We start from the raw sequence: 16,423 nt of genomic DNA, 5'->3' as shown, positions 1-16,423 counted from the left end.
GAACAGCATGGGTATCGCAGACCAGTTCAAGGACAAGGCGCAGGACCTCGCCGACCAGGCCAAGCAGAAGGCCGGCCAGGGCAAGGACCAGGCTCAGGACCGCGCGTCGCAGGGCCGCGACCAGGTCCAGGACCACGAGCACGGCTCCGACGCGTCGACCGGCCTGCGGGACCGGGCTCAGGACGCCAAGGACCAGGCGCGTGAGCGCTTCGACCGTTGACGGTCGCTGAGGTGTGACGCGTACGCGCTGCGCCGAGCGCGTGCGTGCGCGTCGCGTCAGGAGGCGCATCCGGGTGACCGGATGCGCCTCCTTCCTGCTGTCCGGAGCCAGGGCCGTATCGCTTGAGTGATCGATTGCGGAACTGCTGTGCGTACGATGCATGGTCGGTGCGGGGGCCTCGGGGTCTCTGTCGCCCTGCCCTGCACCACAGTCGTTCCGGAAAGCCTCCTCCTCCGTGCCCTCAGCTCGTACTGTCCGTCTCCTCGTCCCGTCCATACCGGCGCTCTGGACGCTCGCCCTCGGCCTGTGGGGACTGTCGCGGCAGGACAGCGTGTGGCGGGACGAGGCCGCGACCTGGCAGGTGGCCCGCCGCTCCACCGCCGAGATAACGGAGCTGCTCGGCAACGTCGATGTCGTGCACGGGCTCTACTACCTGCTGATGCACGGCCTGTTCGAGCTGTTCGGACCCGGCACCGCCGTCCTGCGGCTGCCGTCGGTGGTGGCCATGGCGGTGGCCGCGTCCTGTGTGGCCGCCCTCGGCCACCGGCTGGCCGGCCCGTGGGCCGGGCTCGGGGGCGGGCTGGCGCTCGGGCTGCTTCCGGCGGTGCAGTTCTACCTCCAGGAGGGGCGGCCGTACGCCTTGGTGGCAGCGGCGGCCGGGATCTCCACGCTGCTCCTGGTCACCCTGGTGGAGGGGCGCGGCCGGGCGGTGCACTGGGTCGCGTACGGCGGTACGGTCGCGGTGTCCGGCCTGCTGAACTGGCTCTCGCTCCTGATCCTGCCGGCCCACCTCGTGACCCTGCTCGGGTGCCGGGCGGGCCGTGGGACCGGCAGGCGCTGGACCGCCGCCGCCGTGGCCGCCGTGGCGTGCGTGCTGCCGCTGGTCCTGTTCAGCCGGAGCCAGTCCGCGCAGGTGTCCTGGATACCGCCGTTGACCTGGCACATGCTGATCGGCCCGGCGATCCTGCTGGCCATCGGCGGCGCGGGCGCGCTGCTGGAGCGGCGGTGTCCTCATCCTCGTCCGGGCCGGCTCTCGGCGGCGGCCGTCGGGCTGCCGCTGCTGGCGGTGCCGCAGCTCGGCCTCGTCGGACTCTCGCTGATCCAGCCGCTGTTCCTGGACCGGTACGTCCTCTTCAGCCTGCTGGGCCTGGCGCTGCTGATCGGCGTGGCGATCGGCGCGGCGGTCCGGGCCGTGGCCCGTCGCCGCCCGCGCGCCGCGCCGTGGGTCCTCCCCGTGGTGGTGGCCGTGGCGATGGCGGCCCTGCTGCCGCAGTCGCTCGCCAAGCGCTCCCCGTCGAGCCGGGTCGACGACGTCCTCGCCGTGGCCGCCGACGTACGACGGATGAAGAGTCCCGGAGACGTGGTGCTGTTCATCCCCGCGGCCCGCCGGGACACCGCACTGGTCTCCCCGGACGCCTTCTCCGGCCTCCAGGACATAGCGCTGGCGCGGAGCCCGGAGGAGTCCGCGACCCTGAAGGGCACCGAGGCGCGGCCGGACCGGATACGGTCGGCGATGCTCGCCCACCACCGCATCCTGCTGGTCACGGACGCCCCCGGCGTGGCCCGCCCACCCGCCACCGCTCGGGACAGGATGAAGCGTTCCGTGCTGCGCAACCACTTCCGCATCGCCGCCGACGGCCAGGTCCGAGGCCGCCGGGTGATGGTCTACGAACGGCGTACGACGGCCCGCTGACCCGTCGCCCGCTCCCCGGCGCAGGTCTCCCTTCAGGTATCCCTTCAGGTCTCCCTCACCGGACGGGCTCGGAGCGCGGGTGCCGGGTGCGCCTTGCCGTGACCGGATCGGTCCGCTTCCGGACCCGATGCTGCCTGTCGGCGGCCCGTCCGCGCGGCCAGGCTGGGGGCATGACCCGAGCACTGATCGTCATCGACGTCCAGGAATCCTTCCGCGCCCGTCCGCAGTGGGAGACCATCTCCGATCCGAAGATCGCCGACCAGGTGAACCGCCTGGTCCGGCTCTTCCGGCAGAACGGGGACCAGGTGGTGTGGGTCCTGCACTGCGCGCCCGGTACCGGCACGGTCTTCGACCCGGACCTCGGCCATGTCCGGCTGATGGAGGAGCTGGAGCGGGCGGAGGACGAGCCGCTGATCCACAAGACCTCGCACAACGCCTTCACCACCACCAACCTCCAGCAACTCCTCACCGAGCGCGGTATCCGCGACCTCACCCTCTGCGGCATCCGCACCGAGCAGTGCGTGGAGACCACCGCCCGGGTCGGCAGCGACCTCGGCCACCGGATCACCGTCGCCATCGACGCCACCGCGACCGACCCCATCCCGCACCGCGACGCCCCCGCCGGCCGGAGCATCGCCGAACAGCTCGCCGACCCCCGTACGCTCTCCGCCGAAGAGGTCATCAGGCGCACCGAGTACGCCCTCGCCGGACGCTTCGCCACTATCGCGACCGTCGACGAGCTGGAGGCCGAGGCCGAGGCGGAGGGCCGGGCATGACGACCGGAGACCGCGACAGAGCGTCAGGCATGAGGTCGGGAGGCCGGGGCGCGACGTCAGGCATGATGACCGGATCGTGAGCCACATCGTCTTCTTCCTGGTGCCCGGAGTCCACCTGCTGGACCTCGCCGGTCCCGCGCAGGTCTTCTCCACCGCCGCCGACTTCGGGCACCCCTACACCCTCACCTACGTCGCCGAACGGCCCCAGGTCCCCACCGTCCAGGGCCTGCCGCTGGTCGCCGGGGTCGACTGGCCCGAGCTCGGGCCCGAGGACCTGATCGTGGTGCCGGGCTGGCGGACCCGCACCCCGGCCGGAGAGCCCGTCATCGGCCCCGCCGCGCTGCAGGCCCTCCGGGACCACCACGCGGGCGGCGGGACGGTGGCCAGCGTCTGTGGCGGGGCCGAGGCGCTCGGGCGGGCCGGCCTGCTCGACGGCCGCCGCTGCACCACCCACCACGACGTGCAGGACGAGCTGGCCCTGCGCCACCCCGGGGCGGTGGTCGTCCCGGACGTCCTGTTCACCGTCGACGACCGGGTCATCACCTCGGCCGGGATCGCCAGCGGCATCGATCTGGCCCTCCACCTGATCGCGACCCGGCACGGTCCGGCCGTCGCCGCCCGGGTGGCCCGCGAGATGGTCGTCCACACCCGCCGCAACGGCCACGAGCCGCAGTCCAGCGCGATGCTCCGCCACCGCTCCCACCTCGACGACACCGTGCACCGCGCCCAGAACCTCATCGACGCCCGCTTCGACCGGCCCCTCCCGCTCCCCGCCCTGGCCTCGGCCGTCGGCGTGAGCGAGCGCACCCTGACCCGCCTCTTCAGCCGCGCCACCGGCCTCACCCCGCTGCGCTACCAGCAGACCCTCCGCCTCGAACGCGCCCAGCACCTCATCAGCCACGGTGCGACGGTCGACACCGCCGCCCGCTCGGTCGGCTTCGAGGACGCACGCATGCTGCGCCGCCTCCGCGCCCGTACTACCTGACCGCGACCGCCCGCCGAACCTCCGGCGCGGGCGGTCGCCTTCCCTACCGTGGCGGAAGGGGCGGCCTCCGCAGATCCGGGGCCGTGTCGTACGACGGTGGCGTCGACGCCGGGTGCGCGGCCAGCAGGTCCAGCGCGACCCGGACCGCGTCGTCCAGGACCGCGTACCGGCCCTCCGCCCAGTCCAGCGGGGTGCGGAGCGCCTTCACGTCCGGTTCCACGCCGTGGTTCTCCACCGACCAGCCGTACGCGTCGAACCAGGCCGCGTTCATCGGCACCGTGATCGACGTGCCGTCGCCGAGCCGGTGGCGGCCGGTCATGCCGACCACCCCGCCCCAGGTCCGCTGGCCCACCACCGGGCCGAGCTTCAGCAGCCGGAACGCGGCGGTGATCATGTCGCCGTCGGACGAGGTCGCCTCGTCGGCGAGAGCGACGACCGGGCCGCGCGGCGCGTTGGAGGCGTAGCTCACCGCCTGGGCGTTGCGGGTCAGGTCCCAGCCGAGGATCTTGCGGGTGAGCTTCTCCACCACCAGCTCGCTGATGTGGCCGCCCGCGTTGCCCCGCACGTCCACGATCAGCGCGGGGCGGGACACCTCCAGCCGGAGGTCCCGGTTGAACTGGGCCCAGCCCGAGCCGCCGAGGTCCGGGATGTGCAGGTAGCCGCACTTGCCGCCGCTCAACTCCCGTACGACGTCACGCCGTTTGGCCACCCAGTCCTGGTAGCGCAGCGGGCGCTCGTCGACCAGCGGCAGGATCGCCACCCGGCGCGACGGGCCGCCGCCCGCCGGGGTGAACGTCAGCTCCACCGTCGTCCCGCCCGCCGCCGTGAGCAGCGGGAACGGGCCCGTCACCGGGTCCACCGGGCGGCCGTCCACATGGGTGAGGACCGCGCCCTCGCGGATGCCCGTACCCGCCAGCGGGGAGCGGGCCTTGGAGTCGGAGGAGTCGCCGGGGAGGATGCGCTGGAGGGTCCACGCGCCGTCCCGGCAGACCAGGTTGGCGCCGAGCAGGCCGATCGCGCGCTGGTAGTGCGGCGGGCCCTCGTTGCGGCGGGCCGGCGACACGTAGGCGTGCGAGGTGCCCAGCTCGCCCAGCACCTCGCGCAGCAGGTCCGCGAACTCGTCTGGGGAGGCCACCCGTTGGACGAGCGGACGGTACTGGTCCAGCACCCCGTCCCAGTCGATGCCGCACATGTCCGGCTCCCAGAAGTAGGAGCGGATGATCCGGCCCGCCTCTCCGTACGCCTGCCGCCACTCCGCCCCCGGATCGACCTCGTGCAGGATGCGGCGCAGGTCCAGATAGACCGTGGAGTCGCCGTCGCCCGGTTCCGCAGCCGGTACGGCGCGCAGCTCGCCGTCGTCCATCACCACCAGGCGCGAGCAGTCACCGCTGACCGCGAACCAGTCCAGGTGGTCGACCAGTTCGGTCTTCCGCGCCTTCGCGATGTTGAAGTGCTCCAGCGTCGGCCGCCCCGACATGTCGGCCGGGTTGGCGAACGTCTCGCCCAGCGCGCCGGAGATCGGCCAGCGCAGCCAGACCAGCCCGCCGCCGCTCACCGGCGCCAGCGCCGAGTACTTGGAGGCGGAGACCGGGAACGGCGTCACCCGGCTCTCCAACCCCTCGAACTCCACCATGACCGTCGAACCCTCCGACGTACCGACCCCGTCCGGCACGTCTATCGGGTCCAGACCGCCCGCCGCCGGGCGCCCGTCCGGCGAGAGCGCGAAGGGCGAGGGGGTCGCCGAGGAGAGCGGGACCAGGTACGGGCGGCAGCCGAGCGGGAAGGAGAGGTCGCCGGTGTGGACGTCGTACACCGGGTCGAAGCCCCGCCAGGACAGGAACGCGAGGTAGCGGCCGTCCTCCGTGAAGACCGGGTTCTCGTCCTCGAAGCGGCCGTTGGTGACGTCCACGATCACCGGCGCACCGGGGCCGGAGATCCGGGCCAGCTTGATCTGCCGCAGCGAGCGGCCGATGCCCGGGTGCGACCAGGTCAGCCAGGAGCCGTCGGGCGAGAACGCCAGGTCGCGGACGGGGCCGTTGACCGAGCGGATCAGCTCGGTGAGGCCGGGGTGTTCGTCGACCGGAGCGGTGCTGTCCGGGGCCACCGCGCCCGTCGCCGCGTACAGGTCGGCGCGGGTCGAGCCGCTGGGCGCCCGCTCCGGTACGCCGGCCGGCTCCGGCTCTCCCGTGTCCAGGAGCAGCAGCCGGCCGTCGTTCGACGCGATGGCGAGGCGCTCGCCGTCCGGGTCGGAGACCATCTCCTCTACGCGGCCCAGCTGTCCCGAGGCGAGCCGGCGCGGGGCCCGGTCGCCGCTGGCGCGCGGCAGGTAGGCGATCTCCACCGCGTCCTCGCCGTCCGCGTCGGTGACGTACGCGACCTGGCCTCCGCTGCCCAGCATCTCCGGCAGCCGCACCCGTACGCCCGGGGTGTCGCTGATGGTGCGGGCGGGGCCGTCGCGGTGGGTGAGCCAGTAGAGGCTGCCGCGTACGGTGACGGCGCTGGCCCGGCCCGTCTCGTCGACCGAGAGCGAGTCGACGTTGCTGGCGGCGGGCACCTGGTAGCGGCGCCGGCCGGTGCGCGGGCCGCCGAGCCGCACCTCCAGCTTGCGCGGCGTGGCGTCCGGCGACTCCAGGTCCTCGACCAGCCAGAGGTCGCCGGCGCACTGGTAGACGACGCGGTGGCCGTCGCTCGCGGCGTTGCGGGCGTAGAAGGCGTCGTGGTCGGTGTGGCGGCGCAGGCCGGTGCCGTCGGTGCGGCAGGAGTAGAGGTTGCCGACGCCCTCGTGGTCGGAGAGGAACGCGATGCGCCGGCCGACGAACATCGGGTTGGCGAGGTGCCCGTCGATGTCCGGCAGCAGCCGCTCCCCGTGCAGCCAGAGGCGGCCCATGGCCCCGCCCCGGTAGCGCTTCCAGGCGGCCGGCTCGTGCGGGGGCGTGCCGGTGAGGAGCAGGGTGCGGCGCTCGCCGTCCAGGTCGGCGACCGCGATGTCGGAGACCGGGCCCCAGGGGAGCCGGCCCCCGGGGCTGCCGTCGGTGGGGACGCTGTAGGCCCAGGAGAAGTACGAGAACGGCTGGTTGTGCGAGGAGACGGCGAGGATGTGGGTGGAGTCGGGCGGATCGGGCGTCCAGCCGCAGACCCGGGCGTCGGTCGAGCCCCAGTGGGTGAGCCGGCGGGCCGGGCCGCCGTCGACCGGGGCGAGGTGGATCTCGGGGTCGAGCGTGCGCCAGGTCGTGTAGGCGATGGAGGTGCCGTCGGGCGAGAAGCGGGGATGGCTGACCCGGGTCCGGTCGACGGTCACCCGCCAGGCCCGTCCCGGCCGGTGCCCGGCATCGGCGAGGGGCGCGACCCAGAGGTCGTCCTCGGCCGCGAAGCAGAGCATGTCCTGGTGGAGATGGGGAAACCGGAGGTACGCCGCGTCATCACTCACCCCCCAATGCTTTCCGCGCGAAGGGCCCGGGGCAACTTGTGGTGCAGCCCACAAGCGAAACGATTTCGTTTCGCTGGACGGGAGGGGTACGGTTCAGGTGTACGAAACAGTTTCGTTCGACGGTGAGCGAAACTCCGGAGCGATGGACTGACGTACGAAGGAGGTCGGCGCATGGCACGCACCAGGCTGACCCCCGAGCGTGAGGGCGAACTGTACGAATCCGTGCTCGACCTCCTCCGCGAGGTCGGTTACGACGCCCTGACCATGGACGCCATCGCCGCCCGCACCCGGTCGAGCAAGGCCACCCTCTACCGCCAGTGGGGCTCCAAGCCCGAGCTGGTCGCGAAGGCGCTGCGGCACAACAAGCCGGGGAGCCTCGCGGACATCGACACCGGTTCGCTGCGCGGAGACTTCCATGCCGCGCTGAGCCGGACCGACGACTGCCAGATGGAGAAGGACGCCGCGCTGATGCGGGGTCTGAGCCATGCCGTCCATGAGTACCCCGAGCTGCTCCAGGCCCTGCGCGAGCTGCTGATCGAGCCGGAGATGACCGGCCTCGACCAGCTGCTGCAACGGGCGGTGGAGAGGGGTGAGCTGCGTCCGGACAACCCGGCGCTGAAGTACATCCCGCACATGCTGGTCGGCGCGCTGGCCGCCCGGCAGCTGATCGAGGACCGCCCGCTCGACCAGGCGTTCCTCATCGATTACGTGGACTCCGTGATTCTCCCCGCTCTCGGAGTCTGACGTCCCCGTCCGTCGCACCCGCACGGCCCTCTCCCCGACGTTGCACCTGCCCCTGACACGCCGCTCTCGTCGTCGGGCTGGTTCCTCACGCCCATTCCACTCACACGACCTGACCGGGAGTACGCCCCCGTGGCCACTTTCCTCTACAAGCTCGGACGGCTCACCTTCCGCCGCCGCCGCTATGTCGCCCTGATCTGGGTGGCACTGCTGGCGCTGGCCGGATTCGGTGCGGCCTCCGCGTCCACCGCCGCCTCCAGTTCCTTCTCCATCCCCGGTACGGAGGCGCAGCGCGCCTTCGACCTGCTGGAACAGCGCTTCCCCGGCTCCAGCGCCGACGGGGCCACCGCCCGGGTCGTCTTCAAGGCGCCCGAGGGCGAGAAGGTGACCGACTCGGCCAACAAGAGCGAGATCACCGGCATCGTCGAGGAGCTGCAGTCCGGCTCCGACCAGATCGCCTCGGTCGCCGACCCGTTCCAGGCCAAGGCCGTGAGCGAGGACGGTTCGACGGCGTACATCTCGGTCTCGTACAAGGTCAACTCCATGGAGCTGACCGACGCGACGACGGACTCGCTGAAGGACGCGGGCAAGGACGCGCAGAACAGCGGGATGAAGGTGGAGATCGGCGGTGACGCGCTCCAGGTCATGCCGCACACCGGGACCGCCGAGATCATCGGTGTGGCCATCGCCGCCGTCGTCCTGGTCATCACCTTCGGCTCGCTGGTCGCCGCCGGGCTGCCGCTGGTGACCGCGCTGGTCGGGGTCGGTATCGGGGTCTCCACGATCACCGCGCTGGCCAGTGTGATGGACCTGGGCTCCACCACCTCGATCCTGGCCATGATGATCGGCCTCGCGGTCGGTATCGACTACGCCCTCTTCATCGTCTCCCGTTACCGCGCCGAGCTGGCCGAGGGCCGCGAGCGCGAGGAGGCCGCCGGGCGGGCCGTGGGCACCGCCGGATCCGCGGTCGTCTTCGCGGGCCTGACCGTGGTCATCGCCCTGGCCGGCCTGGCCGTCGTCAACATCCCGATGCTGACGAAGATGGGTCTCGCCGCCGCCGGTACGGTCGCCATCGCCGTCCTCATCGCGCTCACCCTCGTCCCGGCCGCCCTGGGCTTCGCCGGAAAGCGGGTCATGGGCCGCAAGGCGCGCAAGGCCGCCGAGGCGGAGAACCGTCCCGAGGCCAAGCCGAACATGGGCACCCGCTGGGCGCGGTTCGTGCTGCGCAAGCCGGTCTGGGTCATGCTCGTCGGCGTCCTGGGCCTCGGCATCATCGCCGTACCGGCCGCCTCACTGGAGATGGGCCTGCCCGACGACGGAGCCCAGCCGAAGTCGACCACGCAGCGCCAGGCGTACGACACGCTCTCCGACGGCTTCGGCCCCGGCTTCAACGGCCCGCTGATGGTCGTCATGGACGGCAAGGGCAGCTCCGACGCGAAGGCCGCGGCCGAGCGGGTCCGCGAGGAGATCGAGGGGCTCGGCGTCGTCGCCGTCACCCCGGCCACGTTCAACAAGGCCGGCGACACCGCGATGATCACGGTCATCCCGAAGGACCGGCCGTCCTCGCACGCCACGGAGGAGGTCGTCCACGACATCCGTGACGCGGGCCAGGACATCAAGGCGGACACCGGGGCCGAGGTCCTGGTCACCGGCGCCACCGCGATGAACATCGACTTCTCGCAGAAGATGAACGACGCGCTGCTGCCGTACCTCGCGCTCGTCGTCGGCCTCGCGTTCCTGCTGCTGATGCTGGTCTTCCGCTCGATCCTCGTCCCGCTGAAGGCGGCCCTCGGCTTCCTGCTCTCGGTGGTCGCGGCCCTCGGTGCGGTCGTCGCGGTCTTCCAGTGGGGCTGGCTCGGCTCGCTCTTCGGCGTCGAGCAGACCGGTCCGATCATGAGCATGATGCCGATCTTCATGGTCGGTGTGGTCTTCGGTCTCGCGATGGACTACGAGGTCTTCCTCGTCACCCGGATGCGCGAGGCGTACGTCCACGGCGAGAGCCCGGGCCAGGCCATCGTGACCGGCTTCAAGCACGGCGCCCGGGTGGTCACGGCGGCGGCCGTGATCATGATGGCGGTCTTCGCGGGCTTCATCGGCTCCAGCGAGCAGATGATCAAGATGATCGGCTTCTCGCTCGCCATCGCCGTCCTCTTCGACGCGTTCGTGGTGCGCATGGCGATCGTGCCGGCCGTCCTGGCGCTGCTGGGCCGGAAGGCCTGGTGGCTGCCGCGCTGGCTGGACCGGGCGCTGCCCAATGTGGACGTGGAGGGCGAGAAGCTGCAGAAGCAGCTGACCGACGAGCCCGCCTCCTCCGAGGGCGGCGGTGACGGCGGCGAGCGCGAGCTCGTCCGCGTCTGAGCCGCGCCGGCTGTACTACGGGGACTCCGTCGAGCCGTTCGGGTCCTCCATGAACCCCGGGGCCGCGTCTGAGCGGAGCGCGGCCCCGGAAGCGCCGGTTACCTGTGGGGACGGGGGACCGGGGCACGCGGAAGGCCCCCGTGCGTTGAGCACGGGGGCCTTCTGCGTGGGCTTTTCCTGCGGCCGTCTCCCGGCCGTCTCAGCCGCGGGTCGCCGTCTCAGCCGCGGGTCGCCGGCGCGCCGCGCTCCGGACGGGTGGTGGCGCTGGTGGTGCTGGTGGTACGGGACGGTCGCTTCTCCGGGGTGCCGTCCGACGGTGGCGCGGCCGTGGCCGGGGCCTGCGCGCGGGTGCGGGCGAGGAAGCGGATCAGCGTCCTGATCTCGAACTGGAACACCTCGACCCCGTCCGTCGAGTGCAGCTCCACGATCAGCTGCGTACGGCCGCAGGGCCAGACGCGGACGGCGCCGCGCTCGATCGGCGTACGCAGACCGCGTTCCAGCAGATCGCGGCCGAACGCCCAGTCGGTGCCGCCGGGCAGGGTGATGTGGACGGTGCGCGGGTCCTCGGCGGCGTCGTAGCGCAGGTCGACGGGGACCGGACGGGTCAGAGGGCCATCGGTGATGAGCCGGGCGCGTGCGTGTTCTTCGATCACAGGGGACATGGGCCGGCTCCTCCTATATGTGACGTTCCGCCCTCTAATGTCCCATATTCCACGGAAGTGGCGCGGTGGGCGTCCGCTCACCGTGACAGCAGGTGAGGCGCGAGGTCTCACCCGGCGGTGGATGCGGCGCAGATGCCGGGCGCCAGCTCTTGCGTATGGTTCGCAAGAGAGCACTATTATTGATGGGTTCATGACCCCGCCCGCAGAGCCGCGTCCACGCGGACGCGGACATCGTGCGGAACCGCAGGAAGCGGAGCCTCCCATGCATGTACCCGATGGATTCATCGATGCACCTGTCTCCGTCGCGGCCGGGGTGATCGCCGCCGGCGCGGTCGCCGTCAGCCTCCGTGGCGCGCGCCGCGAACTGGACGAGCGCACCGCACCGCTCGCCGGTCTGGTGGCCGCGTTCATCTTCGCCGTGCAGATGCTGAACTTCCCGGTGGCCGCCGGTACCAGCGGCCACCTGATGGGAGGGGCGCTGGCCGCGATCCTTGTCGGGCCGTACACGGCGGTGCTCTGCCTGGCGGTGGTGCTGCTGATGCAGGGGATCTTCTTCGCGGACGGCGGCCTCACCGCGCTCGGCGTGAACATCACTGTCATGGGCGTGGTCACGGTCGTCGTCGCGTACGGCCTGTTCCGCCTGCTCACCGGCCTCCTGCCGCGCACGCGCCGGTCCGCGACCGCCTCGGCGTTCGTCGCCGCGCTGGTCTCCGTACCCGCGTCGGCCGCCGCGTTCACGCTGCTCTACTGGATCGGCGGCACCACGGACATCCCGATCGGCAAGGTGTTCACGGCCATGGTCGGCGTGCACGTCCTGATCGGGATCGGTGAGGCGGTGATCACCGCGCTGACGGTCGGCGCGGTCCTCGCCGTACGCCCCGACCTCGTCCACGGCGTCCAAGGCACCCTGAACGCCCCGCTCAAGCTCCGGGTCGACGGCGAACTGGTCGACGCCCCGGCCGCGACGAACGAACCGGAGCCCGCTTCCGCCCCGGCCCGGTCCACGCGTGGCTTCTGGATCACCGGCCTGGTCTCGGCCTTCGTCCTCGCCGGGTTCGTCTCCTTCTACGCCTCCGCCAACCCGGACGGCCTGGAACGGGTCGCCGCCGACCAGGGCATCGACGAGAAGGTGGAGGAGCACGGCGCGGCCGACTCCCCGCTCGCCGACTACGGGGTCGGCGACATCGCGAACGCCCGGCTCTCCGGCGGCCTCGCCGGGGTGATCGGGGTCAGCGCCACGGTGGTGGTGGGCACGGGCGTGTTCTGGGTGGTGCGCCGGCGCAAGGAGGAGTCCGCCGAGGCGTCCCGCGACCGCGATCACGAGAACGCCTGACATGGGTACGGGCCACGCCCACAAGCTCTACCGGCACGGCCACAGCCCGGTCCACCGGCTGCCCCCGCACTGCAAACTGGCCGCCGTCTTCGGCTTCGTGCTCGTCGTCGTCTCCACTCCGCGCGAGGCGATGTGGGCGTTCGGCCTGTACGCGGCACTGCTCGCGGCCGTCGCGGCGGTGGCGAGGATCCCACCCGGCTTCCTGCTGAGGCGCCTGGTCATCGAGGTGCCGTTCGTCGCGTTCGCGCTGCTCATGCCGTTCGTGGTGCCCGGCGAGCAGACGACCGTGCTCGGCGTCTCCGTCAGTGTCCCCGGCCTCTGGGGCGCCTGGAACGTGCTGGCCAAGGCCACGCTCGGCGTCGCCGCCTCGGTGCTCCTGGCCTCCACCACCGAGCTGCGGGCCGTCCTGCTCGGCCTCCAGCGGCTCAAGCTGCCGCCGCTGCTCGTCCAGATCGCGTCGTTCATGATCCGGTACGGGGACGTCATCACCGACGAGATGCGGCGCATGTCGATCGCCCGCCGCTCGCGCGGGTTCGAGGCGCGCGGCGTACGGCAGTGGGGCGTCCTGGCCACTTCGATGGGCGCGCTATTCATCCGCTCGTACGAACGTGGCGAGCGGGTCCATCTGGCCATGGTGAGCCGGGGGTACGCGGGCACGATGCCGGTGATCGACGAGGTGACGGCGGACCGGACCCAATGGGCGTACGCGGCGGCCCTCCCCGTACTCGCGCTCGCGATCTGTCTGCTGGGATGGACCCTGTGACTCTCTCCTCGAAGGACACCGGGCCCGCCCCGTCGCTCGACGTCCGCGGCCTCGCCTACGCCTACCCCGACGGCCACCAGGCCCTCTTCGGGGTGAACCTCACCGTGGGGCGCGGCGAGCGCGTGGCGGTCCTCGGCCCCAACGGCGCGGGCAAGACCACGCTCGTCCTGCACCTCAACGGCATCCTGGAGGCGGGCTCCGGCACGGTCCACGTCGCCGGACTCCCGGTGGCCAAGCGGAACCTCGCGGAGATCCGCCGCCGGGTCGGCATCGTCTTCCAGGACCCGGACGACCAGCTCTTCATGCCCACGGTCCGCGAGGACGTCGCCTTCGGCCCGGCCGCGGCGGGCCTGCGCGGCCCCGAGCTGGAGGAGCGGGTGGTGCGGGCGCTGAAGCAGGTGGGGATGGAGGAGTACGTGGGCCGCCCGCCGCACCACCTCTCCTTCGGCCAGCGCCGCCGCGTCGCCGTGGCGACCGTCCTCGCGATGGAGCCGGAGATCCTGGTCCTGGACGAGCCGTCCTCCAACCTGGACCCGGCCTCCCGCCGCGAACTGGCCGACATCCTCCGCTCGTTGGACGTCACGGTGCTGATGGTGACGCACGACCTGCCGTACGCGCTGGAGCTCTGCCCGCGCGCGGTGATCCTCAGCGAGGGCGTGATCGCCGCCGACGGCCGGACGCAGGAGCTGCTCTGCGACGAGGAGTTGATGCGGACGCACCGCTTGGAGCTGCCGTTCGGCTTCGACCCGAGGTCGGTGACGGTTCCGTCGCCGTGACCGGTCACCGTTCCGTCGCCGTAAACAGCTCGTGACAGCCTGAAGGGACCGGCGCCCCGCCCACCGCGCACCCCACGCGGCCGTGCACCATGGAGGGATGAGCGAGGGTGTGGGCGCGGCGGCGGGGACAGAGGCAGGCAGGGACGTGGACGTACGGGGCACGGTGGCGCCCGGGTTCGAACCGGTCGCGGACGCCTTCGTCCGCAACTTCGAGCAGCGCGGCGAGCGCGGGGCGGCCGTCGCCGTCTACCGGGACGGACGCAAGGTCGTGGACCTGTGGGCCGGTACGCGGGACGTGGACGGCACCGAGCCGTGGGCCGTCGACACCGTCCAGGTCGTGCGCTCGGCGGGCAAGGGCATCGCGGCCGCCGTGCCGCTCCTGCTCCACCAGCGCGGCCAGGTGGACCTGGACGCGCCGGTCTCCACGTACTGGCCGGAGTTCAAGGCGAACGGTAAGGAACGCGTCCTGGTCCGCGACCTCCTGGCCCACCGCGCCGGCGTCCCGGCCCTGGACCGCCCGCTCACGCCCGCCGAGGCCGCCGACGGGATCTCCGGCCCGGCGGCCGTCGCCGCCCAGCACCCGGAGTGGGAGCCGGGTACGGACCACGGCTACCACGCGCAGACGTACAGCTGGCTCATCGGCGAACTGGTCCGCCGCGCCACCGGCCGCACCATCGGCCGCTGGATTGCGGAGGAGATCGCGCGCCCGCTCGGCCTGGACTTCTGGTTCGGGCTCCCGGCGGACGAGGCGCACCGCATCGGCCGCATCGGTCCGGTGGAGCCCCCGGCCCCGACGGAGCCCTCCGGCGCCCTGCGCGTACGCCCCAAGCGCTCGGTCGTCGAGGCCTACCGCGACCCGGAGTCGCTCACCCGCCGTGCCTTCGGCGCGATCGACCCGTTCCCCGACGAGAACGACGCCGCCTACCGTACGGCGGAACTCCCGGCCTCCAACGGCATCGCGACGGCCCGGGGCCTGGCCCGCTGCTACGCCGCGATGATCGGCCCGGTCGACGGCCACCGCCGCCTCTTCGCCCCCGCGACCCTCACCCTGGCCCGCACCGAGGAGTCATCCGGCCCCGACCGGGTCCTCGTCGTCAACACCCGCTTCGGCCTGGGCTACATGCTGCACGGCCCGGCGGCGCCGCTGCTGGGCCCGGGCTCGTTCGGCCACCCCGGCCGGGGCGGATCGCTCGGCTTCGCCGACCCCGAATCCGGCATCGCGCTGGGTTACGTCACCAACGGCCTCCAGAATGGAGTCACCGCGGACCCCCGTGCCCAGGCACTGGTCAGAGCAGTACGGTCGGCGCTATGACACGAGACCGCTTTGTTGGCTACAGCGTCCTGATCACCGCCGCCGGCCAGGGCATCGGCGCGGCAACGGCCCACCGCCTGGCGGCGGAAGGCGCCAAGGTCCTCGTCACCGACCTGGACGCGAAGCGCGCCTCCGACACGGCGGCGGCGATACGCGAGGCGGGCCACACGGCCGACTCCGTGGCCTGCGACGTGGCGGACCGTACGGCGGTGGAGGCGGCGGTGGCGTACGCGGTCGAGACCTTCGGCGGCCTGGACGTCCTGGTCAACAACGCGTACGCGGCGGGCCAGGATGAGATCCTCTTCGAGGACGAGTCGGACGCGACCTGGGAACGCGACCTGGACATCACCCTCTCCGGCCCGTTCCGCTGCGCCCGCGCCGCGCTGCCGCACCTGGTGGCCTCGGGCCGGGGCGCGATCGTCACCATCGGTTCGGTCAACGGCGAGCAGGACTTCGGCGGCCACGCGTACAGCGCCGCGAAGGCGGGCCTGGCGAGCCTGACCCGTACGCTGGCGGGCCACGCGGGCCCGCGCGGCGTACGGGTCAACCTGGTGGCGCCCGGCACGATCCGCACGGCGGCCTGGTCGGGCCGGGACGCGGAGCTGGAACGAGCAGCCGCGCTCTACCCGCTCGGCCGGGTCGGCACACCGGAGGACATCGCGTCGGCCGTCGCCTTCCTCGCCTCGTCCGACGCGTCGTGGATCACGGGGACGACGCTGCGGGTGGACGGCGGCATCCTGGCGGTGAACACGGGCTTCCGCCAGGCGATGGCGCAGCCGTAATCCCGTAGCCCGGCGCCGCACGGGGGACCTACCCTCCCCGCATGATCATCACGTACGACCACACGGACAAGTCGGGCCGCCCGGTCACCCTCCACGAGGTGGACGCGGACAACTGGCGGGCGGTCGCCGACTGCGCCCCGCACGACGAACAACGCACCTGGGTGGCGCCCCTGGCCGCCCGCTACCTGGTCCTGACGTCCCGCGAGGACACCTGGCACTCCCTGGCGGTCCTGGCCGGAGACGAGGTGACCGGCCACATCATGTGGGCGCGGGACGAGGACGGCTCGCACTGGATAGGCGGCATGCTGATCGACGCCGCCCACCAGTCCCAGGGCATCGGCGCGGCCGCCGTACGCACGCTGACGACCTGGCTGTCGGCCCGTGACGGCTGCACGGCGGTCCGCCTCTCCTACGCCCCGTCCAACGAGGCCGCCGCCCACCTGTACGCGGCACTCGGCTTCCGCCTGACGGGGGTGGAGGAGGACGGGGAGGTGGTGGCGGAGTGGGTGGGGTGAGGGCCATGGGAGGCTCCGGCGCCTGCGTGCTCCGCGGGGAGTGCTCGGGCCCTGCGTGCGCTCCCTCTACTGATTCCGCG

At 72.5% G+C, this 16,423-nt stretch carries 14 protein-coding genes; 12 read left to right on the top strand and 2 right to left on the bottom strand.

What is annotated here, in order from left to right:
• The first annotated feature begins 7 nt into the window (after positions 1–7).
• The 4 genes from ACQP09_RS13100 to ACQP09_RS13085 all read left to right on the top strand — a co-directional run bounded on the left by ACQP09_RS13100 (position 8) and on the right by ACQP09_RS13085 (position 3,674).
• Positions 8–220: a hypothetical protein gene (locus tag ACQP09_RS13100; protein ID WP_433398688.1), complete on the top strand. Its 213-nt coding sequence runs from the start codon at positions 8–10 to the stop codon at positions 218–220.
• A gap of 235 nt (positions 221–455) precedes the next feature.
• Complete coding sequence (locus tag ACQP09_RS13095) at positions 456–1,913, top strand: glycosyltransferase family 39 protein (protein WP_433398685.1); 1,458 nt, start codon at positions 456–458, stop codon at positions 1,911–1,913.
• A gap of 170 nt (positions 1,914–2,083) precedes the next feature.
• Positions 2,084–2,689, top strand: coding sequence for a cysteine hydrolase family protein (locus ACQP09_RS13090; RefSeq protein WP_433398682.1), 606 nt, complete (start codon positions 2,084–2,086; stop codon positions 2,687–2,689).
• Positions 2,690–2,765: 76 nt separating this feature from the next.
• On the top strand, positions 2,766–3,674 hold the full coding sequence (locus tag ACQP09_RS13085) for a GlxA family transcriptional regulator (RefSeq protein WP_433398679.1): 909 nt from the start codon (positions 2,766–2,768) through the stop codon (positions 3,672–3,674).
• A 43-nt stretch (positions 3,675–3,717) separates the two neighbouring features.
• Here the strand turns inward: ACQP09_RS13085 and ACQP09_RS13080 are convergent, their stop codons facing one another.
• The gene (locus ACQP09_RS13080; RefSeq protein WP_433398676.1) at positions 3,718–7,101 is read right to left on the bottom strand and encodes a S41 family peptidase; all 3,384 of its coding nucleotides are present in this window, start codon (positions 7,099–7,101) and stop codon (positions 3,718–3,720) included.
• A gap of 171 nt (positions 7,102–7,272) precedes the next feature.
• Here ACQP09_RS13080 and ACQP09_RS13075 point away from each other — a divergent pair, with 171 nt between their 5' ends.
• Positions 7,273–7,845 (top strand): TetR/AcrR family transcriptional regulator, encoded by a 573-nt coding sequence (locus ACQP09_RS13075; RefSeq protein ID WP_164240392.1) that lies wholly within the window; start codon positions 7,273–7,275, stop codon positions 7,843–7,845.
• A 129-nt stretch (positions 7,846–7,974) separates the two neighbouring features.
• Positions 7,975–10,200 carry an MMPL family transporter gene (locus ACQP09_RS13070; RefSeq protein WP_433398672.1) on the top strand — a complete coding sequence of 742 codons (2,226 nt, stop codon included), beginning with the start codon at positions 7,975–7,977 and terminating at the stop codon, positions 10,198–10,200.
• A gap of 218 nt (positions 10,201–10,418) precedes the next feature.
• Here the strand turns inward: ACQP09_RS13070 and ACQP09_RS13065 are convergent, their stop codons facing one another.
• A complete protein-coding gene (locus ACQP09_RS13065; RefSeq protein ID WP_433398669.1) occupies positions 10,419–10,862 on the bottom strand; it encodes an SsgA family sporulation/cell division regulator in 444 nt (147 codons plus the stop codon).
• Between the two features lie 262 nt (positions 10,863–11,124).
• On the opposite strand from ACQP09_RS13065, the gene ACQP09_RS13060 reads away from it, so the two are divergent.
• The 6 genes from ACQP09_RS13060 (at position 11,125) to ACQP09_RS13035 (ending at position 16,343) form a co-directional block, all read left to right on the top strand.
• Positions 11,125–12,195 (top strand): energy-coupling factor ABC transporter permease, encoded by a 1,071-nt coding sequence (locus ACQP09_RS13060; RefSeq protein WP_433398666.1) that lies wholly within the window; start codon positions 11,125–11,127, stop codon positions 12,193–12,195.
• Between the two features lies 1 nt (position 12,196).
• Positions 12,197–12,958: a cobalt ECF transporter T component CbiQ gene (gene cbiQ / locus ACQP09_RS13055; protein WP_433398664.1), complete on the top strand. Its 762-nt coding sequence runs from the start codon at positions 12,197–12,199 to the stop codon at positions 12,956–12,958.
• The gene (locus ACQP09_RS13050; RefSeq protein WP_433398661.1) at positions 12,946–13,734 is read left to right on the top strand and encodes an energy-coupling factor ABC transporter ATP-binding protein; all 789 of its coding nucleotides are present in this window, start codon (positions 12,946–12,948) and stop codon (positions 13,732–13,734) included. Before cbiQ ends, ACQP09_RS13050 begins: the two co-directional genes overlap by 13 nt.
• A 145-nt stretch (positions 13,735–13,879) precedes the next feature.
• Complete coding sequence (locus ACQP09_RS13045) at positions 13,880–15,046, top strand: serine hydrolase domain-containing protein (RefSeq protein WP_433406577.1); 1,167 nt, start codon at positions 13,880–13,882, stop codon at positions 15,044–15,046.
• Positions 15,043–15,828: an SDR family NAD(P)-dependent oxidoreductase gene (locus ACQP09_RS13040; protein WP_433398658.1), complete on the top strand. Its 786-nt coding sequence runs from the start codon at positions 15,043–15,045 to the stop codon at positions 15,826–15,828. Before ACQP09_RS13045 ends, ACQP09_RS13040 begins: the two co-directional genes overlap by 4 nt.
• Before the next feature lie 41 nt (positions 15,829–15,869).
• Positions 15,870–16,343, top strand: coding sequence for a GNAT family N-acetyltransferase (locus tag ACQP09_RS13035; RefSeq protein WP_433398655.1), 474 nt, complete (start codon positions 15,870–15,872; stop codon positions 16,341–16,343).
• Positions 16,344–16,423: the final 80 nt, after the last annotated feature.

The sequence above is a fragment of the Streptomyces sp. CA-146814 genome (genome assembly GCF_050942385.1).
GTDB lineage: Bacteria > Actinomycetota > Actinomycetes > Streptomycetales > Streptomycetaceae > Streptomyces.
Note: the sequence above shows the minus strand (reverse complement) of the source record. Positions and strands in the feature narration are given on the sequence as shown.

Excerpts from the sequence above, each read along its gene's own strand:
- ACQP09_RS13060 (WP_433398666.1), top strand. The coding sequence starts at position 11,125 with ATGCATGTACCCGATGGATTCATCGATGCACCTGTCTCCGTCGCGGCC.
- ACQP09_RS13065 (WP_433398669.1), bottom strand. The coding sequence starts at position 10,862 with ATGTCCCCTGTGATCGAAGAACACGCACGCGCCCGGCTCATCACCGAT.
- ACQP09_RS13050 (WP_433398661.1), top strand. The coding sequence starts at position 12,946 with ATGGACCCTGTGACTCTCTCCTCGAAGGACACCGGGCCCGCCCCGTCG.
- ACQP09_RS13100 (WP_433398688.1), top strand. The coding sequence starts at position 8 with ATGGGTATCGCAGACCAGTTCAAGGACAAGGCGCAGGACCTCGCCGAC.
- ACQP09_RS13040 (WP_433398658.1), top strand. The coding sequence starts at position 15,043 with ATGACACGAGACCGCTTTGTTGGCTACAGCGTCCTGATCACCGCCGCC.
- ACQP09_RS13090 (WP_433398682.1), top strand. The coding sequence starts at position 2,084 with ATGACCCGAGCACTGATCGTCATCGACGTCCAGGAATCCTTCCGCGCC.
- ACQP09_RS13075 (WP_164240392.1), top strand. The coding sequence starts at position 7,273 with ATGGCACGCACCAGGCTGACCCCCGAGCGTGAGGGCGAACTGTACGAA.
- cbiQ (WP_433398664.1), top strand. The coding sequence starts at position 12,197 with ATGGGTACGGGCCACGCCCACAAGCTCTACCGGCACGGCCACAGCCCG.
- ACQP09_RS13035 (WP_433398655.1), top strand. The coding sequence starts at position 15,870 with ATGATCATCACGTACGACCACACGGACAAGTCGGGCCGCCCGGTCACC.